This window comes from Corynebacterium sp. CCUG 61414, from assembly GCF_024453945.1.
GTDB classification, from domain to species: domain Bacteria; phylum Actinomycetota; class Actinomycetes; order Mycobacteriales; family Mycobacteriaceae; genus Corynebacterium; species Corynebacterium pseudogenitalium.
This window is the reverse complement of the sequence record NZ_JAGPYU010000005.1, coordinates 1-24,188: the sequence shown is the minus strand read 5'-3', so window position 1 is coordinate 24,188 and position 24,188 is coordinate 1. Positions and strand designations below refer to the sequence as shown.

General features: G+C 62.4%; 26 protein-coding genes. 17 read left to right on the top strand and 9 right to left on the bottom strand.

The features are described from left to right. The 3 genes from KBX14_RS05610 to KBX14_RS05600 form a co-directional block, all read right to left on the bottom strand. The gene (locus KBX14_RS05610; protein WP_256042012.1) at positions 1 to 1,026 is read right to left on the bottom strand and encodes a hypothetical protein; all 1,026 of its coding nucleotides are present in this window, start codon (positions 1,024 to 1,026) and stop codon (positions 1 to 3) included. A 282-nt stretch (positions 1,027 to 1,308) separates the two neighbouring features. After that, positions 1,309 to 2,736, bottom strand: coding sequence for a bifunctional ADP-dependent NAD(P)H-hydrate dehydratase/NAD(P)H-hydrate epimerase (locus tag KBX14_RS05605; protein WP_256042011.1), 1,428 nt, complete (start codon positions 2,734 to 2,736; stop codon positions 1,309 to 1,311). 16 nt (positions 2,737 to 2,752) lie between these two features. After that, positions 2,753 to 3,547: an Fpg/Nei family DNA glycosylase gene (locus tag KBX14_RS05600; protein ID WP_256042010.1), complete on the bottom strand. Its 795-nt coding sequence runs from the start codon at positions 3,545 to 3,547 to the stop codon at positions 2,753 to 2,755. A 236-nt stretch (positions 3,548 to 3,783) separates the two neighbouring features. Between KBX14_RS05600 and KBX14_RS05595 the strand changes: the two genes are divergently transcribed. Both KBX14_RS05595 and KBX14_RS05590 read left to right on the top strand, forming a co-directional pair. Next, positions 3,784 to 5,277: a DUF1846 domain-containing protein gene (locus KBX14_RS05595; RefSeq protein WP_256042009.1), complete on the top strand. Its 1,494-nt coding sequence runs from the start codon at positions 3,784 to 3,786 to the stop codon at positions 5,275 to 5,277. Positions 5,278 to 5,287: 10 nt separating this feature from the next. Continuing rightward, positions 5,288 to 6,196: a rhodanese-related sulfurtransferase gene (locus KBX14_RS05590; RefSeq protein WP_070975355.1), complete on the top strand. Its 909-nt coding sequence runs from the start codon at positions 5,288 to 5,290 to the stop codon at positions 6,194 to 6,196. Here KBX14_RS05590 and KBX14_RS05585 read toward each other — a convergent pair. The 3 genes from KBX14_RS05585 to KBX14_RS05575 are packed head-to-tail and all read right to left on the bottom strand — an operon-like array spanning position 6,159 to position 8,067. Then, positions 6,159 to 6,641: a hypothetical protein gene (locus tag KBX14_RS05585; RefSeq protein ID WP_070478589.1), complete on the bottom strand. Its 483-nt coding sequence runs from the start codon at positions 6,639 to 6,641 to the stop codon at positions 6,159 to 6,161. The genes KBX14_RS05590 and KBX14_RS05585 overlap by 38 nt on opposite strands. A 2-nt stretch (positions 6,642 to 6,643) precedes the next feature. Beyond that, the gene (locus KBX14_RS05580; protein ID WP_070478591.1) at positions 6,644 to 7,603 is read right to left on the bottom strand and encodes a universal stress protein; all 960 of its coding nucleotides are present in this window, start codon (positions 7,601 to 7,603) and stop codon (positions 6,644 to 6,646) included. 14 nt (positions 7,604 to 7,617) lie between these two features. After that, on the bottom strand, positions 7,618 to 8,067 hold the full coding sequence (locus tag KBX14_RS05575; RefSeq protein ID WP_070361721.1) for a MarR family winged helix-turn-helix transcriptional regulator: 450 nt from the start codon (positions 8,065 to 8,067) through the stop codon (positions 7,618 to 7,620). A gap of 97 nt (positions 8,068 to 8,164) precedes the next feature. Here KBX14_RS05575 and KBX14_RS05570 point away from each other — a divergent pair, with 97 nt between their 5' ends. From KBX14_RS05570 to KBX14_RS05530, 9 genes are all read left to right on the top strand, one after another. Further along, positions 8,165 to 8,527, top strand: a complete 363-nt coding sequence (locus KBX14_RS05570) for a DUF5318 family protein (RefSeq protein ID WP_256042008.1) — start codon at positions 8,165 to 8,167, stop codon at positions 8,525 to 8,527. Positions 8,528 to 8,590: 63 nt separating this feature from the next. After that, on the top strand, positions 8,591 to 10,780 hold the full coding sequence (locus tag KBX14_RS05565) for a transglycosylase domain-containing protein (protein ID WP_256042007.1): 2,190 nt from the start codon (positions 8,591 to 8,593) through the stop codon (positions 10,778 to 10,780). 10 nt (positions 10,781 to 10,790) lie between these two features. Beyond that, positions 10,791 to 12,305, top strand: a complete 1,515-nt coding sequence (locus KBX14_RS05560) for a glycosyltransferase family 87 protein (RefSeq protein WP_070361724.1) — start codon at positions 10,791 to 10,793, stop codon at positions 12,303 to 12,305. Then, a complete protein-coding gene (locus KBX14_RS05555) occupies positions 12,233 to 12,421 on the top strand; it encodes a hypothetical protein (RefSeq protein WP_083329391.1) in 189 nt (62 codons plus the stop codon). Before KBX14_RS05560 ends, KBX14_RS05555 begins: the two co-directional genes overlap by 73 nt. A gap of 136 nt (positions 12,422 to 12,557) precedes the next feature. After that, positions 12,558 to 12,854 (top strand): 30S ribosomal protein S6, encoded by a 297-nt coding sequence (rpsF, locus tag KBX14_RS05550; protein ID WP_070361725.1) that lies wholly within the window; start codon positions 12,558 to 12,560, stop codon positions 12,852 to 12,854. Between the two features lie 41 nt (positions 12,855 to 12,895). Continuing rightward, entirely contained in the window at positions 12,896 to 13,465 is a 570-nt protein-coding gene (locus tag KBX14_RS05545) for a single-stranded DNA-binding protein (RefSeq protein ID WP_070361726.1), read from the top strand. Positions 13,466 to 13,512: 47 nt separating this feature from the next. After that, positions 13,513 to 13,965, top strand: a complete 453-nt coding sequence (rplI, locus tag KBX14_RS05540) for a 50S ribosomal protein L9 (RefSeq protein ID WP_070361727.1) — start codon at positions 13,513 to 13,515, stop codon at positions 13,963 to 13,965. A gap of 436 nt (positions 13,966 to 14,401) precedes the next feature. After that, entirely contained in the window at positions 14,402 to 15,874 is a 1,473-nt protein-coding gene (gene dnaB, locus KBX14_RS05535; RefSeq protein ID WP_256042006.1) for a replicative DNA helicase, read from the top strand. Positions 15,875 to 16,003: 129 nt separating this feature from the next. Next, positions 16,004 to 16,198, top strand: a complete 195-nt coding sequence (locus KBX14_RS05530; RefSeq protein WP_070361729.1) for a hypothetical protein — start codon at positions 16,004 to 16,006, stop codon at positions 16,196 to 16,198. On the opposite strand, the gene KBX14_RS05525 is transcribed toward KBX14_RS05530, so the two are convergent. Next, positions 16,188 to 18,377: a cation-translocating P-type ATPase gene (locus KBX14_RS05525; RefSeq protein ID WP_256042005.1), complete on the bottom strand. Its 2,190-nt coding sequence runs from the start codon at positions 18,375 to 18,377 to the stop codon at positions 16,188 to 16,190. The genes KBX14_RS05530 and KBX14_RS05525 overlap by 11 nt on opposite strands. Next, positions 18,377 to 18,577 carry a heavy-metal-associated domain-containing protein gene (locus tag KBX14_RS05520; RefSeq protein ID WP_070361731.1) on the bottom strand — a complete coding sequence of 67 codons (201 nt, stop codon included), beginning with the start codon at positions 18,575 to 18,577 and terminating at the stop codon, positions 18,377 to 18,379. Before KBX14_RS05520 ends, KBX14_RS05525 begins: the two co-directional genes overlap by 1 nt. 93 nt (positions 18,578 to 18,670) lie before the next feature. Between KBX14_RS05520 and trxA the strand changes: the two genes are divergently transcribed. Next, positions 18,671 to 19,045, top strand: coding sequence for a thioredoxin (gene trxA, locus KBX14_RS05515; protein WP_070361732.1), 375 nt, complete (start codon positions 18,671 to 18,673; stop codon positions 19,043 to 19,045). Further along, positions 19,045 to 19,782, top strand: coding sequence for a PspA/IM30 family protein (locus KBX14_RS05510; RefSeq protein ID WP_256042004.1), 738 nt, complete (start codon positions 19,045 to 19,047; stop codon positions 19,780 to 19,782). The genes trxA and KBX14_RS05510 overlap by 1 nt, the downstream gene beginning before the upstream one ends. A gap of 182 nt (positions 19,783 to 19,964) precedes the next feature. Here the strand turns inward: KBX14_RS05510 and KBX14_RS05505 are convergent, their stop codons facing one another. Further along, positions 19,965 to 21,218, bottom strand: coding sequence for an NYN domain-containing protein (locus tag KBX14_RS05505; protein ID WP_070975348.1), 1,254 nt, complete (start codon positions 21,216 to 21,218; stop codon positions 19,965 to 19,967). Positions 21,219 to 21,396: 178 nt separating this feature from the next. On the opposite strand from KBX14_RS05505, the gene KBX14_RS05500 reads away from it, so the two are divergent. The 4 genes from KBX14_RS05500 to KBX14_RS05485 all read left to right on the top strand — a co-directional run. After that, positions 21,397 to 21,774: a GntR family transcriptional regulator gene (locus KBX14_RS05500; protein WP_070361735.1), complete on the top strand. Its 378-nt coding sequence runs from the start codon at positions 21,397 to 21,399 to the stop codon at positions 21,772 to 21,774. After that, positions 21,771 to 22,520 (top strand): ABC transporter ATP-binding protein, encoded by a 750-nt coding sequence (locus KBX14_RS05495; RefSeq protein ID WP_070361736.1) that lies wholly within the window; start codon positions 21,771 to 21,773, stop codon positions 22,518 to 22,520. Before KBX14_RS05500 ends, KBX14_RS05495 begins: the two co-directional genes overlap by 4 nt. Next, complete coding sequence (locus KBX14_RS05490) at positions 22,521 to 23,537, top strand: hypothetical protein (protein ID WP_070361737.1); 1,017 nt, start codon at positions 22,521 to 22,523, stop codon at positions 23,535 to 23,537. A gap of 414 nt (positions 23,538 to 23,951) precedes the next feature. Next, positions 23,952 to 24,188, top strand: a 237-nt coding sequence (locus tag KBX14_RS05485; protein ID WP_256042003.1) for a hypothetical protein, incomplete at its 3' end; no start/stop codon positions are given.

Here is a 24,188-nt window from a genome sequence, read left to right as displayed (position 1 = left end):
TTACAGCATCTTGGTTGCTGTCAGGCCGAGGACCGCCAGGATTGCAATCACGATGGTGCCAACAATGCCACCGATGAGGGCAGCCGAGTTATCGCTCGTATCGATTGTCTTCGAAGGCTCCGTGGAAACCGAAGGTTCCTGGGTGACGGTGGTCTTCCCGTTCAATGGGTTGACCTGAACGTCAACGGAAACCGTGGTGGTCGGAGAGGAAGGCGTGGTGGTTGGCTGCTCCTTGCTGCGCTCAGTGCCCTCAGCACCCTGCGAGACTGCGTCCGGGTTGGAGTGCTGCGTTGGGAAGAGCACGATGCCGGACTTGCCGTCGCGGCAGTTGTCCTTCGACTGGTTCAGCGCTGCTTCGACCTCCGCCATGGTGCGGGTCTCTGCGACGCCTTCCTGGTTCTCGAACTGGTCAACCCAAGCAGCTGCCTGTTCGTCGGTGAGGCCCTTGAACTGGTCCTTCTTCTCCTGGATCAGGGCGTCGCGGTCACCGATGGTCGGGAAGACTGGTTCCGGTGCGCGGAACGACTGCTTCGAGGCTGGGATCTCGCCGTTCTCGAAGTACTTGTCGTACTCCAGGATCTCTGGGAGGCGACCCGGGTTCTCGAAGCCTGCCACGACTGCGTCGCTCCACTTGTGGGTGACGTAGTCGAGTGCGACAGACTCTGGCAGTTCCGAGTCCTCAGCGACCTGCTTAGCGAGCTCAGCGAGCTTCGGGCGAGGATCTGGCTGGAACTGCTGCTGGTACGCAAAGTCCGACTTCAGATCGTTGTACAGCTTCTCGCCGTGCATCTTGGCTGCTGGGAAAGCCTGCTCGAATGCGAGCTTCCACGCCTTGTCGACGTCGAAGCTTGCTGCCTTGCCCTTCGACTGCTCATAAAGCTTTGTCTCTTCGGCGTTAAGGCGGATGGAGCATACGCCGGAGACATTCTCGCCAACGGTGGCACCTTCAGCGGAAGGGGCGACCATGGCGCACGCGCCGAGCGAGAGCGCGATTGCGATTGCTTGGAGTCTCCGATTGTTGAACATATTTCTGAGTGTAGCCGAGGGAGCTGCGGAAACGTATTCGTTCGTTGACGCGTGTTTCTGTATTTATCCAGGAAAAACCGTAAATAAACCTTAATATTCACATACTCGCAGGTCCATGACATGTGTTTGCGGGATTGTTCAACATCTACATTTAAGGAAGCCACAAACCAAACAAAGGGACCATACCCCACCTAACCCTTTCTGGGGGTGTGGAGGGTGAAAATGCAGTTCATCGGCATTAAATTACAGCGGTGTAATTTAGGCCCACATACACTGCTTTTGCTAAAAACGTGCGCACCACGCCGTAGCACTACGCACATTGGATGCAATTTCACTAGCAGAAGTCTGTGCGTGGCCGTACGGCGTCCGGGAAGCGAGCCACGCAGCCACCGCGTGGACCTGAACCGACTGCGCCAAAAGCAGCACATCGTCCATCCCGTCGCGCGCCACACGAGCCCCAATAATCCCGGCAAGCACATCGCCGGAGCCGGGTGTGGCGGCCCAGGAGGAGCCGGCGTCGATAAGGATGGACTCCTGACCGTCCGAAACGACAGTGGCGCGCCCTTTGCGGACCACCGTGCAACCAAGTTGGCGGGCGCAGTCGGCAGTCTCCTCGACGCGATCGTTGGTCATACCTATATATAGGCGTGAAAATTCACCGTCGTGCGGGGTCACCACAACCCGCGCCAACTTACGCGGCGCGCGGGCCACAAGGGTGAGCGCATCCGCGTCGAGCACAACCGGCACACCCTGCTGCAACACCCAATCGACGGCAGCATCCGCCTCCCCATCGATCCCGATACCAGGGCCGCACACCCACGCCTGCACCTGACCGGCTTGCTCCAACTCGCGGGTGGCCACGACCTCCGGCCGCGCCCGTACCACCTCAAGCGCCTGCGCGCCCGCGAACCGCACCATCGCCGGTGTCGCCGTCACCGCCCCAGCCGTGCACAGCAGCGCCGCGCCCGGATACGTGCCGCTGCCAGCGTGGATGCCGACCACACCGCCTGTGTATTTGTCGTCATCGGCGCCGGGCTCCTTGACGCTCACCGGCACCGGGCCCATCGGCCTGATGCCCTCGAGGTCCAGGCCCGTGTTGGGCACCGCGCGGTACGCCCGCACGTGGCTCTCCGGCAGCGGTAGCCCAATGTCCGCGCACAGCACATTCCCGCAGCGCGTCGAGAGGGCGTGCGCGTAGCGCCACCCGCCGAACGTTACCGTCACGTCCGCCTGCAGGGCGTTGCGGCCGGCCTCGCCGGTGTCGGCATCCACGCCGCTCGGCACGTCCACGGCAAGCACCTGGCTCGCCTCGATGTCGGCGACGGCGTCGGGCAGGTCGCCGGCGCCGCCGAGGCCGAAGAGGCCGTCGATAAGAAGATCGCACACCCCAGGCTTCTCGACGACCCCACCTCCGGCCCCCACAAACGCATCCAACGCCCGCTGCTGCGCCCTGCCCAGCGGCAGCCAGGCCTCGACCTGCCAGCCCTCCCTGGCGAGCTCCGCCCCCGCGTACAGCGCATCCCCACCGTTGCCGCCTGGGCCCACCAGCAGCAGCACACGCTCCCGCGGCCCCGACATAGCGCGCGCCACGCGCGCCACAGCATGCGCGGCGCGTTGCATCAACGCGTCAGGAGACGCCTCGGCGGCAAGGAGGGGAGCTTCCGCGGCCCGAATCTCCGCGGCGGAATACGCAAACGGTGCAGCAAACATTCCGCTATTCTACGCGCTATTCCGCCTGGCAGGAGGGGCACCAGAACAAATTGCGGCCCTCGTACTTGCGCACCTCGATCGGCGTGCCGCACACAAAGCAGGGCTCGCCGGCGCGGCGGTATACGTAGACCTCACCGCCGTGGTCGTCCTTCCGGGGCGGTCTGTCCATCGCCTCGGGGCTGTGCTCGGGGCGCACAGTATCTATCCGGCCGTGCTCCTCCCCATACTCCATCAGCTCGCGCACGTCCTGCCATAGACGCAGGAACTCCCCATGGTCCAACGCGCAGCCCGGCACGAACGGCGAAATACCCAGGCGGAACAGCGGCTCCGCACGATAGATATTGCCCACGCCCGCGAAGTACTGCTGGTCCATCATCAACGACCCAATCGTGCGTCTCGACGCCCGCACCCTTTTCCACAACGCCTCCGGATCCGCGCCCGGATCGAGGGGATCCTCGCCGCTGCGGTCCAGGATCGCCTGCTCCTCCGGCGGGGAGACGTAGCGGCAGTACTGCGGGCCGCGCAGGTTCGCCGCCACGTCCTCGTTGGCCAGCCGCAGCCGGATCTGGCCCCACACGTCCTCCGCCGGTTCGAAACGGAAAGAACCAATCAGGCCCAGGTGCACATGCACCGTCGCCGTGGAGAACTCCAGGAACAGGTGCTTGCCCACCGCGCGGGCCTCCGTCAGGGTGGCGCCAGCGAGCGGGGAGACGTCGAAACGTCCTTGCGGGGAGGAAATCTCGATGGGCTGCCCCGCAAACGTGTCGTTCAAGTGGCGGGCGAGGCGGTGGATGACGTGGCCTTCGGGCATTGGACTCTGCTACTCCTTATATCTCACCGACCAAGGTACAGCGCGCGCCGGCTTCCGCTCCGGTCGACCTCTTAGCGTCGACCAATGCAGGTCACGGCAATTTGGGGCTTTTCGACGCCAAAAACCTGATTTCGCGCTGACCAGGGTTGGTCGACCGTAAGAGGTCGACGGGAACCAACCCGCCCCAACGTGCACAAATAGAGATGCGCGCGCTGGCCCGGTATACTTCAGGTTCCATGCCATATAGCGTTGGATTTGATCGGGATAAGTACATTGCGATGCAGTCGGAGCACATTTCGGCCCGACGAAAAGCAATTGGGGGAAAGCTCTACCTAGAGATGGGTGGCAAGCTCTTCGACGACAATCATGCCTCCCGCGTTCTGCCGGGGTTTACGCCGGATAACAAGATTGCGATGTTGGACCGCATCAAGGATGAGGTCGAGATCGTGATCGCGTTTAATGCGGGTGACGTGGTGCGCCAGAAGATGCGGGCGGACCTCGGGATTTCCTACGAGGAGGACGTGCTGCGCCTCGTGGACGTGTTCCGGGAGCGAGGGTTCCTCGTCGAGAATGTGGTGGTGACCCAGCTGGAGGGTGAGAACCCGCTGGTGGAGGCGTTCATTGAGAGGCTGCAGCGTCTGGGCCTGACAGTGTCGCGCCACTACATGATCGCCGGGTACCCGCACGATACGCAGCGCATCGTGTCCGAGGAGGGCTTCGGCCGCAACGAGTACGTTGAGACGTCCCGCGACCTGATCGTGATGACCGCACCGGGCCCGGGCTCCGGCAAGCTGGCCACGTGCCTCAGCCAGATCTACCACGAGCACCGCCGCGGTATTAACGCTGGCTACGCCAAGTTTGAGACGTTCCCCATCTGGAACCTGCCGCTGTCGCACCCGGTGAACCTGGCCTACGAGGCCGCGACGGCCGACCTTGATGACGTCAACGTGATCGACCAATACCACCTGGACGCCTACGGGGAGACCGTCACCAGCTACAACCGTGATATTGAGGTGTTCCCGCTGCTCAAGGCGCTGCTGCGCGAGGTGACGGGGGAGGAGCCGTACCAGTCACCGACGGACATGGGTGTGAACATGGCCGGCTACTGCATCAGTGATGACGCCGCTTGCCGCCACGCCGCGAAGCAGGAGATCGTGCGCCGCTACTACAAGACGCTCGTGGAGGAGCGCCGCGACGACTCCGACCACACCGTCTCCGACAGGATCCTGAACATCATGCGCAAGGCGGAGGTGACCCCGCAGGACCGTGTGGTGGTCGCCCCGGCGCTGGAGGTCGCACAAACCACCGGCTCGCCGGGCGCTGCGCTGGAGCTGCCGGACGGCACCATCGTGACCGGCAAGACCACGGACCTGTTGGGCCCGTCGGCGGCGGTGCTGCTCAACGCGCTGAAGGTGCTCGCGGGGATCGACGACTCCGTCCACCTCCTGTCGCCGGATTCCATCGAGCCGATCCAGACGCTGAAGACGCGCCACCTCGGGTCCGTGAACCCACGGTTGCATACTGATGAGGTGCTCATTGCGTTGTCGGTGTCGGCGTCGACAAGCAGTGATGCGGCGGCGGCGCTGGAGCAGCTGAAGAACCTGCGTGGCTGCGACGCGCACACCAGCACCATCCTCGGGTCCGTCGACGAGGGCATTTTCCGCAACCTCGGCGTGCTGGTGACTTCCGAGCCGAAGTACTGGAAGAAGGGGCTCTACCACAAGCGCTAAACTCGTGGGCATGACGAGCAAGATCCTCCTGTATTACAAGTTCCAGCCCATCGCGGACCCGGACGCGGTGCGCCTCTGGCAGCGCGACCTCTGCGAGGGCCTGGGACTGACCGGCCGCATCCTGATCTCCAAGGACGGCATCAACGGCACCGTCGGCGGCGACATCAAGGCCTGCAAGACCTACGTGAAGAAGACGAAGGAGTACTTCCGCGGCATCGAGTTCAAGTGGTCTGAGGGCGGCGCGGAGGACTTCCCGAAGCTGTCGGTCAAGGCGCGCGATGAGATCGTGGCGTTCGGCGCGCCGGGCGAGCTGAAGGTGGACGAGCATGGCGTCGTCGGGGGCGGCACACACCTGAAGCCGGAGGAGGTCAACGAGCTGGTGGCCAACAACCCGGATGTTGTGTTTTTCGACGGCCGCAACGCCCGCGAGGCTGAGATTGGCAAGTTTAAGAACGCCGTGGTCCCGGACGTGGAAACCACCCACGACTTCATCAAGGAGCTGGAGAGCGGCAAGTACGACTGGATGAAGGACAAGCCGGTCATTTCCTACTGCACCGGCGGTATCCGCTGCGAGATCCTGTCCAGCCTGATGAAGAACCGCGGCTTCGAGGAGGTCTACCAGATCGACGGCGGCATCGTCCGCTACGGCGAGAAGTACGGCAACTCGGGCCTGTGGGAGGGCTCGCTGTACGTGTTTGATAAGCGGATGCACACCGAGTTCGGCCCGGAGAATGACCCGGACTATGTGCAGCTGGGCCACTGCGTGCACTGCGGGGCGCCGTCGAACATGTTCTATAACTGCGCGAACGAGCCGGAGTGCCGCCACCAGTACTTAAGCTGCGAGGCCTGCCGGGAAGAGAACCCGTATTGCGCAGATTGCGCTAGTGCGTCGCATCAAGCGCCAGCATCCCAATCGTGACCGTCAGCCACCACATGGTGAACGGCACGATGGGCAGCCAGAACACGCCCATCCAGGGGATCCAGCGTTCGTAGCGGTTGAGCTTGCGCACCATCAGCACCGCGCAGGTGAGCAGGCCCGCCACCGGCGGAATCGAGGTGACGACGGCCCACCACGTCCGCCACGACTCGGTGCACAGCCACGTCGCGTCCCCGGCCTCGCACAGGGGGCCGCCTTGCACGCGGGCGACGGCGGCGAGTGCCCACGCGAACAGCAGCGTGCCAAGCACCGTCACCACCGCAAGCGTGATCGCCTGCTTCGTCGACGCCTTGTTGCGCCGCGCGACCTCCAGCGGGTCCGGCTCTAGGGCAAGCTCGTCGAAGCTGGCAGGCTCCGGCCGGACGCGGGAGAAGCGGTCCGCGCCGGAATGCAGATCGTTTTCGGGGTGGTCAAATACGTCAGCCATGGTTAGTGCTTCCCTCGTGGGTACACGATGACGGGCACGGGGGCGAAGCGGATGAACTCGCCCTCGCGGGTGCCAACGAACACGCGCTTGAGCGGGCCCGAGGACTTCGAGCCCAGGCACAAGATGTCGCCCTTCTTCCACTTCACCGAGTCGATGGCCTTCTTCCAACCCTTGCCGGTGGCGACGAAGTTGGAGACGTCGAGACGTTCGGTGTGCTCCGGCCCGAGGTGTTCCGCGACAGCAAACGCCGAGTCGCGTGCGCGGTCCAACAGGCCGAGCGCGGCCTCGTTCCACTCCATCTGGTCTTCCTGATCGTCGAAACCGCCGCCCTCGCTGGGGGAAAACGCGATGATGCGCAGCGGGACGTCGAGAAGGCAGGCGAGCGTGGTGGCGTACGCCAGGCCGGAGAAGCTCGGCTGCACCGCGCCAGAGTCGATGAGCGAGTAGGTGACGCGGGTGATGCCCTTCTTCGAAAGCTGCACGCCCTTCGGCGCCAGGCCCAGCGGAAGCGGGGAGGAGTGCATCATCTCGTCCGCGTCGGAGGTCGGCCGGAAGCGGCCTTTCGATGTCTTCGACTTCGAGCCGAGCAGCAAAATATCAGCCTCGAAACCGTCCGCCATCTCGAACAGGCACTCCGCGAGGCTGCCGCGCTCCAGCACCTGCGCCACCGGGTCCGCCCACTGCGAACGCGGCAACTCGTGCTTCAGCGCCTTCGTGGCCTTCTCGCTGATGGTGTCTCGCTGCTTCTGCAGCCACTTGTCGTACTTCTTCGACGACAGCGACTTCGTCCACGAACCCGACACCGACGCCGCAACCCGCACCGTCACGGGCAGGCTCCGCCCCAGCCAGGCGGCGAACTCGATCGCCTCCGAGTTGGAAGCATCCCAACCAACGAGCACTCGAAGTGGGCGCTCAGACTCAAAGGACTGGGCTAGTTCAGAAGAGAAAGATCGTGGCGCCATACCGACCTAGTGTATTAGCTTTCCGGGTTCGCGTAGACGTCTGCCAGGGTATTAATTGCCTCGGTGGCGGCGTCGAGCTGCTGCAGCGAGGCGTCATCAAGCGTGGCGAGCATATCCGCGAGGTACTGCGTGCGCTCCTTGCCCACTCGCCTCAACTCACGTTTGCCCTGGTCAGTCAGGTCGACGAGCACGCCGCGCCTGTCCTCCGCGGAGCGCGTGCGGTGCACGAGGCCGCGCTTCTCCAGTTGGTTGATGGTGTTCGAGGCCGTCGGCATCCGCACGCCCTCTGACGTGGCGATATGGCTGATCCGGCTCGGCCCTTCCACCTCGAGGCGACGCAAGATCGAAAGCTGGGGGCCGGTGAGGTCGGAGCGTTCCGTATTTCGGAAATACGCGACATACAAACTCGTCATCGCCGGGCGAATACGCTGTGCCAACTCCAACGGGTCAGGACGATCAGCCATAAGGACCTGCCTTGTACAAAAGAGACGAACAAAACGTGCAACGCATCATTCTATACATAGGCGAAGGAAACTATGTTGTTGCGCTAGTATGGCGGCGATGTTCACCTACCAGCACGAAGTTTCGCACGAATGGCAACGCCGGGCGGCCCTTCGCGCCTATCACGCTGGGCACATTCCCAAAGAAGAGCTTTGCGACGCCGACTTCCTCCTCCGCGCAGCCGCAGAACATCACGGAGAGGCGTCGAAAAGAAACTGCCCAATTTGTGACCGTGACATGCGAGAAGTGCGCTGGGTGTACAGCGAAAAGCTTGGGCGGCGCACCGGCACCGCACGCAGCGAGGCCGAGATTGACACCCTCGTGGGTGAGGTCGGCCCAATCACCGTGCACAAGGTGGAAGTGTGCCCGCACTGCCACTGGAACCACTTGTTGCAAGAATGGACCGCCACTCCAGTGCGGTAAAAACGCCCGGTACGGGTAGTGTGTGCTGTAGCAATTCTGTAGGTGATCGTACAGGGACAATGTGTGACTAACGTAGACGAGAAAACCAAGACCCCATCCAAGTCCCGGTCGCGGACGGGCCAATGGGTCCTAGCCATGCTCCTGCTCGTGGTGTTGCTGGCCAGCATCCCAGCTGTGTGGTTTATCTGGAACTACCAGCGGGCGAACATCCCGGAGCCGCATGAGATCGAAACGGCGCAGATCTCAAACCTCTACTTTAACGACGGCAAAACCGACCTGGCTCGCATCGTGCCGCCGGAGGGCAACCGCGTTCAGATCCCGCTGGAGCAGGTGCCAGTTGACGTGCAAAACGCCGTCCTCGCTGCCGAGGACCGCGACTTCTGGGACAACTCCGGCTTTTCCTTCACCGGCTTCGGTCGCGCCGTGATCGGCCAGATTACCGGCAACGCATCAGCCGGTGGTGGCTCCACGATTACGCAGCAGTACGTGAAGAACGCCCTGGTCGGCAATGAGCACTCCTATGAGCGCAAGGCCAAGGAGCTGGTGTACTCCATCAAGATGACCCACTCTTGGACCAAGGAAGAAATCCTCAACGCCTACCTCAACACCGTCTACTTCGGGCGCAACGCATACGGCATCGAGGCTGCTGCGCACGCATTCTTCGACAAGCCGGCCAGCGAGCTGACGCTGGAGGAGGGCGGCGTGCTTGCGTCCTCCATCCAGCTGCCGAGCCAGCTTGACCCGTGGACCAACCCGGACGGTGCGAAGGCCCGCTGGAACTACGTGATGGATGGGCTCGTTGAGACGAACAAGCTCGACCCCGAGAAGCGCGCCGGGCTGCAGTACCCGGAGACCCGCGATCCGTCGACCTACTCCGCCTACACCGAGGCTAGCGGCCCGAACGGCCTGATTAAGAACCAGGTGATGACGGAGCTGGCCACCATTGGCATCTCCGAGTCGGACCTTACCAACCGTGGGTTGAAGATCACCACCACGATTGACCCGAACTCGCAGGCAGAGGTTGAGCGGATTTCCCGCGAGCAGCTTTCGCTCCTGCAGGACGACGCCCGCACCGGCGTCGTGGCCATCGACCCGAAGACGGGCGCAGTACGCGCCTACTACGGTGGCGACGACCCCTCCGGCTGGGACTACGCCAACGCAGGCCTGCAGACCGGTTCCACCTTCAAGATCTTCGCGCTGGCCGCGGCCCTACAGCAGGGCATTCCGCTCAACGCGATGTACTCGGCAACCCCTGTGACGCTGCCGGGTGGCCACGTGGTGACGAACTGGGACGGCGGCGGCGCAGGCATGATCTCCATGCTGGATGCCACCCGCACCTCCTCGAACACCGCGTTCATGCGCATCCAGGATGACCTGGATAACACCACGCAGGACACAGCTGACATGGCGCACGCTCTCGGCGTGGCCCGCTCCATCCCAGGTATCCCGGTGACGCTGCGTGAGAACGGTGGCCAGCCCTACGAGGGCATCGTGCTGGGCCAGTACCAGTCCCGCGTGCTCGATATGGCTACGGCGGTGTCCACGCTGACGAACCGCGGCCTGGCGCACCCGACACACTTCGTGCAGCGCGTCACCGACGCCTACGGCGAGGTCCTCTACGAGTTCGACCCGGGCTACACGGAGCGCCGTGTTTCCCAGCAAGTCGCCGACAACGTGATTAAGGCGATGCAGTCCGTCGTCCCGTACTCCAACGCCGTGTTGGCCGGCGGCCGTCCGTCGGCCGCGAAGACCGGTACCGCCCAGCTGGGCAACACCGGCCTGAACAAGGACGCCTGGACCGTCGGCTCGACGCCGCAGCTCGCCGTGGCCGTGTGGGTGGGCACTGCCGACAACACCTCGGCCATCTTCAACTCCTACGGCGGCAACATGTTCGGCGCCGACACCCCGGGCCGGATCTGGAAGAACGTGCTGGACTCCCTCCTGCAGGGCCAGGACTTCGAGTACTTCCCTGAGGCATCCCCGGTGTACTGGGGCGTCCACCCCTACTCGGGCGGCGTGAACCTGGGCGGCTACTACGGTGGCTTCTCCGGTAATTCGACCACGGGTGCTCCGGCTGATGCGGCGTCGCCAAGCGCCGACGCCAACGCGCCGACGGGCGAGGCCGGACCTGGCCAGCCGGCGGCACCAGCCCCCGCACCGGCTCCGGCTCCGGCGCCAGCACCGGCGCCCGCGCCGCGGCCGGACCCGGTACAGGACGTAATCGACCAGGTTATAAACGATATCTTTGGATAACGGAGCAACGATGACAGCAACCACGTGGCCTGACCCGAAGGATCGCGTCCAGCCAGCCCTCACCGAACCCGCCGCCCGCGGTTGGGTTGAGTTCCTCGGCGGGCCGATGGGGCGCTTCGCCCAAATTGGTCGCTCCAAGTTCTGGACGCCGCTACGCACCATCTTCGCGCTCGCCTACGTCTTCATTGGCCTCGGCGCGCTGTCGAAGTCGAACTGCGCAATGGGCAAGTTGGACGATAACGGCATCATGCAGGTCAACTGGGACGGAAACCGGCAGTACACCTCCTTTTGCTACAACGACATCCTGCCGCTGTACGGCGGCCGCGGCCTGGACCAGCCGGGCTTCGTCTACGACTTCTCCTGGGTTGAGGGTGACCTGACGCGCTACATGGAGTACCCAGTGCTCGCTGGCCTGTTCCAGCAGTTCTGCGCGTTCATCTCCCGCAACACCTACTTTGCGGTCTCCCGCATCCTGCCGGAATCCGGCTGGTACTTCTACGTCACCGTGCTCATCCTGGCCGCCATCTGGGTGGTCACGGCGCGCATGGTGGCGGAGCTAGCCGGTAACCGAATCTGGGACACCTTGCTCGTCGTCGGCTCCCCGTTGCTGATCATGCACCTGTTCACCAACTGGGACATCCCATCCATCTTCTTCGTCGTGGCAGCCATGCTCGCCGTGCGCAACAAGAAGTACTGGCTGGCAGGCGTCCTGATCGGCGCCGGCACCGCATTCAAACTGTGGCCGCTGTTCATCCTCGGGGCCTACCTGGTGCTGGCGATCAGGAAGCGCACCTTCGTGCCCTTCCTGAAGATGGTGGCCGCCACCGCACTGACCTGGGTGGCGGTGAACCTGCCGGTGTACCTGCACAACCCGGAGGCATGGAACGAGTTCAACCGCTTGAACACTGACCGCGGCTGGGAGTGGACCACCATCTACGCAGTGATCAACCGCGTCTTCGGGTGGAGCGGATTCGACAGTGGCGAAGGAGCCCCCGTCATCCTGAACACGGTTACGCTGGTGCTCTTCCTCGCGGGCTGCGCAGCCGTCCTCGTGCTTGGCCTGAAGGCGCCGCGCACGCCGCGCGTCGCCGAGCTGTTCGTGCTCATCGTCGGCTTCTTCCTCCTCTTCAACAAGGTGTGGAGCCCCCAGTACTCCATCTGGTTCATCGTTCCCGCTGTCCTTGCCCTGCCTTACTGGCGCCTGCTGCTGACCTGGATGACCGTGGACATGATGGTGTGGCCAGTGCTGATGTGGCACATGATGGGCGAGGACCAAAAGGGTGCTCCTGGCGCGCTGCTGGACACCGTCATCATCTCCCGCGACGCACTCATCATCGCCATTATGGTGCTGGTTATCCAGCAGATGTTTGGCAAGCGCGAGGACAAAGTTGCTGCCGCACACAACGGCCACGACCCGCTTCTGACTACCCCTGAAGATTGGAAGGAGCCAGCATGGGATCCGCAACCGTTACCGGAATCGCCTCAATCGCAGTCGGATTCGGTTTCATCGCCGCAGCGTTCGTAGCGACGAACCGTCAAGAAATCCCTCGCGCCGTTGGCTACGGTCTTGCCGCTTTTGTCTTCATTACCGTCATTCCGGTGATCCTCGCGGTCTTCGTTGCAGCGCCGAACCCGCAGTAGGGCGGATGGGGCGTCGAGAAGTATTTTGCCCAGCGTAACGGGTGGGGTACGCTGGTGGGGTTGCTTGACGCAACGACCCTCCTGCCACCGCACGATGCGGCGGCCGAAAACATTCAAATCTAGACCATAGGAGGTGATGAGGTCCGTGCGTCACTACGAAGTAATGATCATCCTCGATCCACAGCAGGATGAACGCACCGTTGCCCCGTCCCTGGACAAGTTCCTCGAGATCGTCCGTAAGGAAAACGGCAAGGTAGAAAACGTTGATGTGTGGGGCAAGCAGCGTCTTGCGTACCCAATCAACAAGAAGGAAGAGGGCATCTACGCTGTCATCAATCTTGAATGCGCAGCAGATACCGTCCAAGAGCTCGATCGTGTGCTGAGCCTGAGCGAATCAGTGCTGCGCACCAAGGTTCTGCGAACCGACAAGTAAAGAACGGCTTTCGGAACCACGGAAACGAAGGAGTCAAAACAATGGCACAAGGCGATACACCGATCACCGTCGTCGGCAACCTGGTTGCGGACCCGGAACTGCGGTTTATTCCAAGTGGTGCAGCGGTAGCGAACTTCCGCATCGCTTCCACGCCACGCCAGTTCAACCGCGACACGAATCAGTGGGAAGACGGCGAGGCCCTGTTTTTGACCTGTAACTGCTGGCGTCAGATGGCGGAGAACGTCGCGGAGTCCCTCACCAAGGGTATGCGCGTTATCGTCAACGGTCGCCTGAAGCAGCGCTCCTACCAGACCCGCGAGGGTGAAAACCGCACCGTGTTTGAGGTCGAAGTTGATGAGGTGGGCCCGTCCCTGAAGTACGCCACCGCGAACGTGCAGCGCACGCCACGCGAGGGCAACTCGGGTTACGGTCGCCCACAGCAGCAACAGCAACAGCAGCAGCCTCAGAACATGGGTGGGTTTGGTCAGGCACCGCAGCAGCCTGCACAGCAACAGCAGCAGGCACAGCAGTCGCAGCCGCAAAACGATCCGTGGAATTCGGCTCCACCTGCCGGTGGATTCGGCGGGATGGACGACGAGCCCCCGTTCTAAGCATTTCCCACACATAAGCATTTTCAACTCAAGGAAGGTTAGGATTCATGAAACTGATCCTCACCGCTGCCGTTGATAACCTTGGCGAGGCAGGCGAGATCGTCGAGGTCAAGGGCGGCTATGGCCGTAACTTCCTGCTCCCACGTGGCCTGGCTATCCCAGCCACCCGCGGTGCAGAGAAGCAGATCCGTGATATTCAGCGTGTACAGAAGGAGCGCGAGGTCCGCGACTTGGACCACGCAAAGGAGCTGCGTGATCAGCTCGACCAGCTGACCGGCGTGAAGGTGCCAGTGCGTACCTCCGAGAAGGGCAAGCTGTTCGGCTCCGTCAAGCCTGGCGACATCGCAGCAGCTGTCAAGGCAGCCGGCGGTCCATCCCTGGACAAGCGCCGCATCAATGTACCGAAGGGCCTTGTTACCAAGACCGGTGGATACCAGGTCAAGGTGAACCTCCACGACAGCGTGGAAGGCAAAGTGAACTTCGAGGTCGTTAGCAAATAACGACGATTACCGATAGGTAGTCCAACGACAACAGCTTGAGAACGGGTCCCGCTTGTGAGGAGCGGGGCCCGTTTTCGTTTGCCTACCTTCGCCTGTGGATAACTCTCCACAGCGAGGCGGTGTGACCCTCATGCGACAGGGTGGCTAGCGCACCGAAGGCGCCTAGTCAAACCGGCTGGTAGTGGGTTTTCCACCGGGGGTGCCAACGGGTATGGTCTTGAATAAAAGTGGTGTGACCTGTGAAGATGGCGCTGTAGCGCGCGCTTTCGATGGCTTTTCCACACACTCTCCACACGTTGTGCACATCCCCTGTGGATAGATCCCAGGCACAATTGAAAACTATTCACAGCCCCTGTGGATAACTCAACTGGCGGTACGTGAATGTCTGGGGTATCCGGTACGCTGTTGTGCAACACGAAAGGGTAAAGGGTGCTGCATGGCTGAGAACTCGAGTGCCGCGAGCTTCGACGATTTTGACGACGACTACGTTCCACCACCGGAGCCTCCGGAGTCCTCGGTGCCACCGGAGCCACGCCAGTGGGACGGCGGGTCGTCGAACTCTAACCGGGGCCGCAAGGACCTGAAGGAGTACCGCCAGCCCCCGCACGACGAGCGCGCGGAGCGTTCCGTGTTGGGCGCCATGCTGCTCAACCAGGACGTCATCACTGACGTTTCGGACGCGTTGCGCCCGGAGGACTTCTACTTCCCAGCGAACCAGCTCGTGTACAGGACGATCACAGACTTGTACGCGCACGGCTCGGACATTGACGCGGTGGTCGTCGCGGGCCAGCTGGACCGCAACAACGAGCTTGAGCGTGTCGGCGGCGCCCCCTACCTACACACGCTCATCTCCGAGGTGCCGACGGCCGCCAACGCCCGCTACTACGCGGAGATAGTCGAGGAGAAGTCGATCCTCCGCCAGCTGGTCAACGCCGGTACGCACGTGGTGCAGCTCGGCTACGAGGGTGAAGACGGCATGGAGATCGACGCCGTCGTGGACCGCGCTCAGCAGGAACTCTTCCAGATCTCCCGCAAGAACGCCGGCGAGGACTACAAGGTGCTCGGCGACCTGCTGCAGGACACCGTCGACGAGCTCGCGGCCATCGCGCAGGGCGGTGGCCTGGAGCAGGGCGTGCCCACCGGCTTTATTGACCTGGACAAGCTCACCAACGGTCTGCACGCAGGCCAGATGATCATCATCGCGGCGCGCCCGGGCGTCGGTAAGTCGACGCTGGCGCTGGACTTCATGCGCTCCTGCTCGATCCAGCAGGGCAAGACCTCGGTGATCTTCTCGCTGGAAATGAGCGCGTCCGAAATCATCATGCGCATGCTCTCCGCCGAAACGGAGATCAAGCTGTCCTCGATGCGCTCTGGCCAGATGGGGGAGCAGGACTGGGAGAAGCTCACCCGTCGCCTTGAGGAGATCCAGGACGCCCCATTATTTATCGACGACTCCCCCAACCTCACCATGATGGAGATCCGCTCGAAGGCGCGCCGGTTGAAGCAGCAGCAGGGCCTCGACCTGATCGTGCTGGACTACCTGCAGCTGATGAGCTCCGGTAAGCGAGTGGAGTCGCGCCAGCAGGAGGTCTCCGAGTTCTCCCGTAACCTGAAGCTGTTGGCGAAGGAGCTCGAGGTACCGGTGATCGCGATCTCGCAGCTCAACCGTGGCCCCGAGGCCCGCACGGACAAGAAGCCGCAGCTCGCCGACCTGCGTGAATCCGGCTCCCTGGAGCAGGACGCCGATATGGTCTTCCTGCTCTACCGCCCGGACTCGCAGGACCGCGACGACGAGCGCGCCGGTGAAGCCGACATCATCGTGGCGAAGCACCGCGGTGGACCAATCGACACGATTCCGGTTGCGCACCAGCTGCACTACTCGCGCTTCGTGAACATGGCGCACGGCTAATCCTGCACCCGTCCGGGGGTGGACAGCCAAGGCTGTCCTTGCTTAGGGTTGGCTCGCCATGCATGACACGCTGCGCGTTTCTGGCTAGCATTGTGGCCTAACACAGTTACGAACGAAGGAAAAGTCACAATGTCTGTCCGAATGATGCACGACGCACCGTCCGCGTGCGCCCACACGGTGGCCCAATTAGAGGAACGTATTACCGTCGCGAAAAACCAGGATTCGACGATGCTGCTGAACCTCCCCCGCAGCATCGACGAGCTGGCCGCCACCTCCCAGCCAAGCGGTGTCCTGCACCGCCTCCGCGGCCTGTTTAGCGCGTAGCGCGGAAGCGGCGCAGCCGCAGCGAGTTCGTCACCACGAACACGGATGAGCAGGCCATCGCTATGCCTGCGAGCAGGGGGTTGAGCAGCCCGATGGCTGCCACGGGGATGAGCACCACGTTGTACGCAAAGGCCCAGAACAGGTTGCCTTTGATGGTGCGCAGCGTCGCGCGCGACAGGCGGATGCCGTCGGCGGCGCTGACCAGCGAGTTATTCATCAGGGTGATGTCGGAGGCCTCGATGGCCACGTCGGTTCCCGCGCCCATCGCCATGCCAAGGTCGGCCTGCGCGAGCGCCGCGGCGTCGTTCACGCCGTCGCCGATCATCGCTACGCGCTTGCCCGCGTCCTGCAGGCTGCGCACCAGCTCGACTTTGTCGGCGGGGAGTACGCCGGCGGTGACGTTGGCGGCGTCGATACCCACTTCCTTCGCCACGGCGAGCGCGGTCGCGCGGTTGTCGCCCGTGAGCAGGTGCGGCTCGAGCCCCAGCTCCTTCAGCTTCTCGACGCCCACCCGGGAGTCTTCCTTCACGGCGTCGCGCACCGCAATAACCCCTTCAAGCGCGCCGTCGACCTCGACAGCGACTACGGTCGCGCCCGTCGCCTCCATGGCGTCGAAGGCACCACGGTACTCGCCCAGGTCACCCGATGGCCTGCCGACTCGGACGTGCTTGCCGTCAACGGTCGCGCTGGCGCCGATGCCGGGCTCGTTCCGGAAGTCGGTGACGGACTCGGTGCGAGCGTCCTGGACGTAAGCGGTGATGGCACGGGCGATCGGGTGCTCCGAGTGCGCCTCCACCGCGGCGGCGAGTGCGAGGGCGTCGCTGCTGCCATTCGCGTCAACCACGGTCATTTCGCCGGTGGTGACGGTCCCGGTCTTGTCCATCACGATGGTGTCCACCTGGCGGGTGGATTCCAGGATCTCCGGGCCGCGGATCAGCAAGCCCAGCTCGGCGCCGCGCCCGGTACCCACCAGGATGGCGGTCGGGGTGGCCAGGCCGAGCGCGCACGGGCACGCGATGATCAGCACCGCCGCCGCCGCCGTAAACGCGGCAGCCACGCTGTAGCCCAACAGGAGGTGCACCACCAGGGATACCGCCGAGATAGCGATCACGGTCGGGACGAAGATCTGCGCGATCCTGTCTACCAGCCGCTCTACCGGCGCTTTGCCTGCCTGCGCGTCCTTGACCAGTTGACCCATCTGCGCGAGCGTCGTGTCCGAACCAACGCGTGTTGCTTGCACAAGCAGTCGGCCGTGCGTGTTCAGGGTCGCGCCCGTGACGTCGTCGCCTTCCTTGACGTCGACAGGAACAGACTCGCCGGTGAGCATTGAGGCGTCGATCGCCGAGCGTCCCTCGACCACCGTGCCGTCCGTCGCGACCTTCTCGCCTGGGCGCACCACGAACGTGTCGCCGACCTTCACGTCGGCGATCGGCACGCGCGTTTCCACGCCGTCGCGCAGCACAGTCGCGTCCTTCGCGCCCATGTGCAGCAGGTTGCGCAACGCCTCGGAGCTACGCCCCTTCGCGCGGTTCTCGAACCAGCGCCCAAGCAGCAAGAACGTGATGACGACGCACACCGTCTCCAGATAGACCTCGTCCATCGCCGCCGAGTTCGGCATGAGGCTCATGTGCATTTTCATGCCCGGCTCGCCCGCGTTGCCGAAGAACAGTGCATAGATCGACCACCCGTAGGCGGCCGTGGTGCCCATGGAAATCAGCGTATCCATGGTCATGCTGCCGTGACGCAAGTTCAACAGGGCATTGCGGTGGAACAGCGACCCTGCCGAGAAATACACCAGGGTCGTGGCAGCAAACGCCGCCCACTGCCAGTACGTGAACTGTAACGCCGGAATCATCGACACCAGCATCACCGGCAGCGATACCGCAGCGGACCACACGATGGTCCACAGGAGGGTGTCGCGCTCGGGTTCGGAGGGGGCGTCGGCAAGCGGCTCGTCGGCGTCGGTGAATGTGAACGCATCGTAGCCCGCGTTCCGGATCGTCTTGATCAACGAATCAGGGTCAGCGAGCGCCGGATCGTACTCGACGGTGGCGGTTTCCGTCGAAAAGTTCACCGACGCCTCGACCCCCTCCATCTTGTTCAGCTTCCGCTGCACCCGCGACGAGCACGACGTACACGTCATGCCCGAAACGCCGAGTTCTATCTGTGCAGTCGACATTAGAGTAGCTTGAACCCCGCTTCCTCAACCGCCTTATCGACGTCCTCCCTGCTCACCTCTGCACCCTCAACCACAACCTCGCCGGTTGTGTGATCAGCCTTCACCGAGGTCACGCCCGGGATTTCCCCGACCTCTTCCTGGATGCTGAGCTCGCAATGCCCGCAGCTCATACCCTCAACCTGGAATGTTTGCGTTGCCATGTTATTTCCTTCCTTCCTGCGGGAATCGCCCCGCACTTGTTAGTGTTGCATTAATAGCTGCCAAACTAGCAAAAAACGAAAAGGAGCTACCTAATGGCCACAACCGACCTCACTGAGGAAACATTCCAGGAAACCGTTCTCGGAGAGGGCATTGTCATCGTCGACTGCTGGGCGTCCTGGTGCGGCCCCTGCCGCCAGTTCGCGCCTGTTTACGAAAAGGTCTCCGAGAAGCACCCGGATGTGACCTTTGCGAAGCTCAACACCGAGGAATACCAGCAAGTAGCGGTCGCCCTGGATATCCAGGCGATCCCGACGCTCATGGCGTTCCGTGACGGAATCATGGTCTACCGCGAAGCCGGCGCCCTACCGGAGTCCGCATTCAACGACCTTGTCGAGCAAGTCAAGGCACTCGACATGGACGAGGTCCGCCGCCAGGTCGAGGCCCAAAACGCGCAGGAGGGACAGTAATGGCAAACCCATTCGTGAAGGGCTGGAAGTACCTGATGCAGTCCTTCGACACCAAGATCGACGAAAACGCCGACCCGAAGGTGCAAATCCAGCAGGCCGTCGCCGCCGCCAAGAAGCAGCACCAAGAAATCACTGAGCACGCAGCCGCCATCATTGGCAACCGCAACCAGCTCAGCATGAAACTGGATCGCCTGCTGAAGTCCCAGCAGGACCTCGAGGCGAAGACTAAGACCGCCCTCCAAATGAACGACGACTCCGCCGCCGAGGTCATCGCCACCCAGCTGGTGTCCGTCGAGCAGGAACTCGAGCAAACCAAGCAGGCCTACGCCTCCGCCGAGCAAGCCGCGCAGGAAGCTCAGGCGAAGCAGAAGGAATCCGAGGCGCGCCTGCAGGAGCAGCTCGCCCAGGTCTCCCAGCTGGAATCCCAGCTTGACCAGGCGAAGATGCAAGAGCAGACCACCGCAACCATGGACTCCATGAACCAGTTCGGTGGCAACGACAACGTCCCGACCCTCGACGGCGTCCGGGACAAGATCGAACGCCGCTACTCCCAGGCGCTCGGCGAGCAGGAGCTGGCCAAGTCCTCCATGACCGACCGCATGGCCGAAATCGAGTCCGCTGGCAGCGATGTCGCCGCCAGCGCCCGCCTGGATCAGATCCGCGCTGAGCTTTCCGGCGGCAAGTCCTCCTCATCCTCATCCGAGGCTCCGAAGGAAATCGAGGACAACAAGGACTAGGAAAACCTCAGCGCCGCAAACTGTAGTAACAGGATTGTAGTAATCCCCGAAAATACGTTCGAAATGGGGATTACTACAATCCTGTTGCTCACATTTAGAAAAACCGCAGCGCACAACGCAAAAAGAACGCCCCTGCCCGACCTGAATGTGTCGGACAGGGGCCTTGCTGTCTCGAAAGTGTGTTAGCTTTCGCGGCGAATATTGATGAGTACGCCCCGGATGCCGGAGTGGAAGCCGTCGCGAAGGTTGACGCGCTGGGTTTCCGTCAGGGTGTATTCGTGCAGGGTTTCGCAGGCGAACTGGAGCAGTGGCCTATCGATCTCCGGTGGTAGCCCCCCGCCGGAAAGCATGTGGGCCTTGTCGCGCTGCTCGCTGGAGGCGGCGTTCTCGAACCACCAGGCTGCGTACTGTTGTCCCACGTCGTAGGGGGTTTGGAAGCCGGAGGACGTCCAGACTTCTTCCGGAAGCGGCACGTAGCGCGAGCGGAGTTTGCGGCGCGGTGCCATCATCGACGGCTTCGGTGCCGGTTTGGGGGCCGGTACGTCGTCGGTATCCTCGTCGGAGATGGTTTCCGGCTTCGGGTCCTCGGCAGGTGTTGCAGGCTCTGCCGACTTGACCGGTGTCGGTGGTTCCGTGAGGACCGGGCCAGGCTTTGGGCCGGGCTTCGGCATATCGGCAGGCGATGGGGTCGGCGGGGCCGCCGGGGTAACTGGGGTTTCCGTGGCCGGTGGATCGACCGGCTCGTCTGAAGCGGGATCCTCAGCAGCAGGCTCCTCCGGCGCAGCGAGTGGGTCGGGTCCCAGGCCGGGTACTTCGGTGGGGCCTTGGTTGTCTTCGACGGGTTCGGCGTCGGCGATCGGGCGTTCCCGGATGCTTGGTGGGAGGGGCCCTTCGAGGACGCGGAGTTGCATGGAGTCTGCGAAGTCTTCGCGTGGGTCGAGGATGGTGGTGGTGTCGCAGGCGTGGCGGAGGGCGGAGGACATGGAGTCCCAGCCGAATCCGTAGAGGTGGACGCGTACGCCGTTGTTGGTGGCTTCTTCGACGCCTGGGATCATGTCGGCGTCGCCGGAGACAAGGACGAAGTCGCTGAACTGGCCACGCGTAGCGTTGATCACCAGGTCTGCGACGAGTCGGGTGTCGACGCCTTTCTGTGTGCGTCGTTCACCCCATTCGATGAGTTGCCCGGTGCGGAGTTGGACCCCGTCGCAGGAGCGCAGGGCGCGCTGGTAGCGGTGGGGTCCGGAGTCGGGGATGCCGTCGTACCACATTTGACGGTGGATGGGTTGGTGGAGTTGGTGGCTGATCATGACTCCGAGGTTGGCGACTACCTCGGGTAAGTCGATTTCTAATTGTGCTCGCGCGCCGATTTCCCATGAGTTGTAAAAGCTCGCCAGTAGGTAAGAAGTGTCGACGAACACCAGTGTGCGTTCAAGCATGGCTCCTAAATTCCGATTCTTTATTGTCGTTAAATTCTTTTCATCACAAGGCTACATATGTTTGTGTGCCTACTCATGCTAGTAGTTCAAGAAATTTCGTAGGGGTCCTTGCGAGCTACCTGACCGCAGTTCTATAGTTAGTTAGTGCAGTAACTAACCAACGAGCTCGAAGGGAGAAATGGTGGTTGGGGATTCAGAGCCACTCTTCGTGCAGATCGCGAAGTTGGTGGAGGACCTCATCGTCGACGGGACACTGAAGTCGGGCGAGCGGGCACCGTCGACAAACGAGCTCGCAGCCTTCCACAACATCAACCCCGCGACAGCGCGCAAGGGCCTCGGTTTACTTGTCGACGCCCAGGTCCTCGAGAAGCGCCGCGGCCTCGGGATGTTCGTCACCCCGGACGCGCGCGAACGGATCCTGGAAACCCGCCGGGAAGCGTTCCCGGGTACGTTCGTCGCCCCTCTTATCGACGAAGCCGTCCGCGTCGGCCTGAGCCGCGACGACTTGATCGACCTTGTACATCGAGTAGCAGAAAGTAGAGGAATGTATCAATGAACGCCATGATTATCCGCGCCGATGGGCTAGAGAAGCACTTTGGTAAGAAGCACGTCCTCAACGGGGTGTCCTTCGACCTGCCGTCTGGCGGCATCCACGGGCTGTTGGGGCGAAATGGCGTCGGTAAGTCGACGTTGTTGCAGATTGTCGCCGGCCAACTGAAATCCTCCGGCGGCGCCGTCGAGGTGTTCGGCCTGGCTCCGTTCGATAACGCAGCGGTGATGGACCGCGTCGCGCTCACCGGCGTCGACGTCGGCTACCCGGCGAGCTGGAGCGGCAAGGACATTCTCAAGGGCGCGCAGCTGCGGTACCCGAACTGGGACGATGGGCTCGCGCGCCGCCTCATCGACGACTTCGACCTCGACGAGGCGCTCGGCACCACGTACAGCAAGATGTCGCGCGGCCAGCGCGCGATGGTCGGCAACATTGTCGGCATCGCCTCTGGCGCCGAGCTCACGCTTCTCGACGAACCCTACGTCGGCCTCGACGTCCACAACACCAACGTGTTCTATCGCCACCTCCTCGACGTGGCCGAGGACGGACGCACGTTCGTGATGGCCACGCACCATATCGAAGAGGCGTCGAAAATTCTGAGCAGCGCCCTGGTGCTGGGCCGCGACGGCAAGGTCAGCGCGCACGTGACCGCCGATGATGCCGACGCCCACGCCGAGCGCCTCGGCCTGCACAATCCCCTGCGACCTGTCGACTTTGGCGATGTCATCGAGCACCTCCTGGAGGTGAGCTAAATGCAGACCTTTGTTCGCCCCGGTTTCTTCCGCGCGCAAATACTCGCGGGCTCGAAATGGCGCTTCCTGCTAACGCTCTTCGGCCTGTTCATGGGCGCTGCCACCATCTTTGCCGACTGGCTGGGCAGTATTCCGCTGGTCATCACAGCCGCGACGATGTCCTCGCTCCTCCTCTATATGACCCTTATCCCCGAATCGAACGTTTTTCGCTCCTACGGGATGAACCGCAAGCGCGCCCTCGCGTACAAGCGCCGCGCCGCCCTCGCGGTCTGGGTCGTTCTTTGCGTGCCGACGCTGATCGTGAGTCCTTCGCTGTACGGGTTACTCGCCATCGCGCTGGTCACCGGGTGGCTCGCCCTATACGCAAGTAACGACGCCACCACCGGCGAAGAACTCAACTCTCCCGAGAGGGGATCGGCCATCATGGGGCTGCGCTTGGACCAGCCGCTGACGTTCCAGCTCTTTTGGAAGCAACCGCTCCTCCTGGCCGCCGCCTTTGGCCTCGGCTCGGTCGCCGTGCAGCTCGCGGTGCAATCGTTCATCGACAAAGAGTGGGGCCCGTTTATCGCAACCATCCCTGACCTGTTCCTTTTTGGCTCCTTTGCAGCAATCTACTCGTGGGGCGCAAGTTCGCCGACGACCGCACGCGCGTACGGAATCCCCCGGCGCACGTGGGGTTTGCATGGGCTGGGTGCAGTGGTGGTGTCCGCCGGGATCTACGTAGCGCTGCGTTCCCTTCCCACACTTTTCGACGCCCACACCCTCACCACCGCACCTGTCTGGGCGACGTTCATCTTGGTCCTCACCGGACTTGCGATGCCGTTGGCATGGGGGCGCAACCAGCTAGTGACGTTCATGGCCGTCATGATCCTCTGGCAGTTCATCCGCGACCCAGAGCCCTTGGCCTGGACGCTGCCAGTAGTTGGATGCGCATTGCTGGTGGCACTCGCGACGCTCACGCTGTACGTCGCGGGACGTGTAAACGGAGCCCAAAAGAACCCTGATATGAAGTTGTGAAAATGCTGTCTGAACTGGCGATTTGTGTTGTTGTTGGTGTGTGTGTAACTTTATGTGAGTCAGCGAGACCGACAACGCCCCGCCAGACAGACTCTTGAGAGGGTTGGATGGTGAGATGGCGGTTAGGAAAACTACCGCTGGCCGACATAATGAAATAGGTTCTGTGATGCGGCGCGTGTTTGCGTTGTTGAGAATGTTTTGTTAGTGTCAATCTTCGTCGCTTTGAATGCGCCACTGTGTTTTGTGGTGTGTTTGGGTGTGCGGTTGTTGTTTGAGAACTCGATAGTGTGCCAATGTACTTTTTATTTTTTTGATTGCATTGACTTTTGGTTGCGTGCTGTGTGCCATGTTTTGGTGTGTGCCGGCGGTGATGCTTGAACCTATGATTGGGTGTCACTGGTGTGGTGCAGATGCATGGTCGCGTTGACTTTATTGGTTGATGTGGTTGTGACTGGTCCTGTTTTGCCCCGTCGGGTTGGGACCAGTTTTGTTTGTACTTTACATTTTTGTAATTTTAGGATTTTGCCAGACACTGACTGTTGTTGGTGGTTGGTTTGTTTTTGGTTAGGTTTTGGGCTTTTCACGGCCTTGTTTCTTTCTGAAATAGTTTTTGTGGAGAGTTTGATCCTGGCTCAGGATGAACGCTGGCGG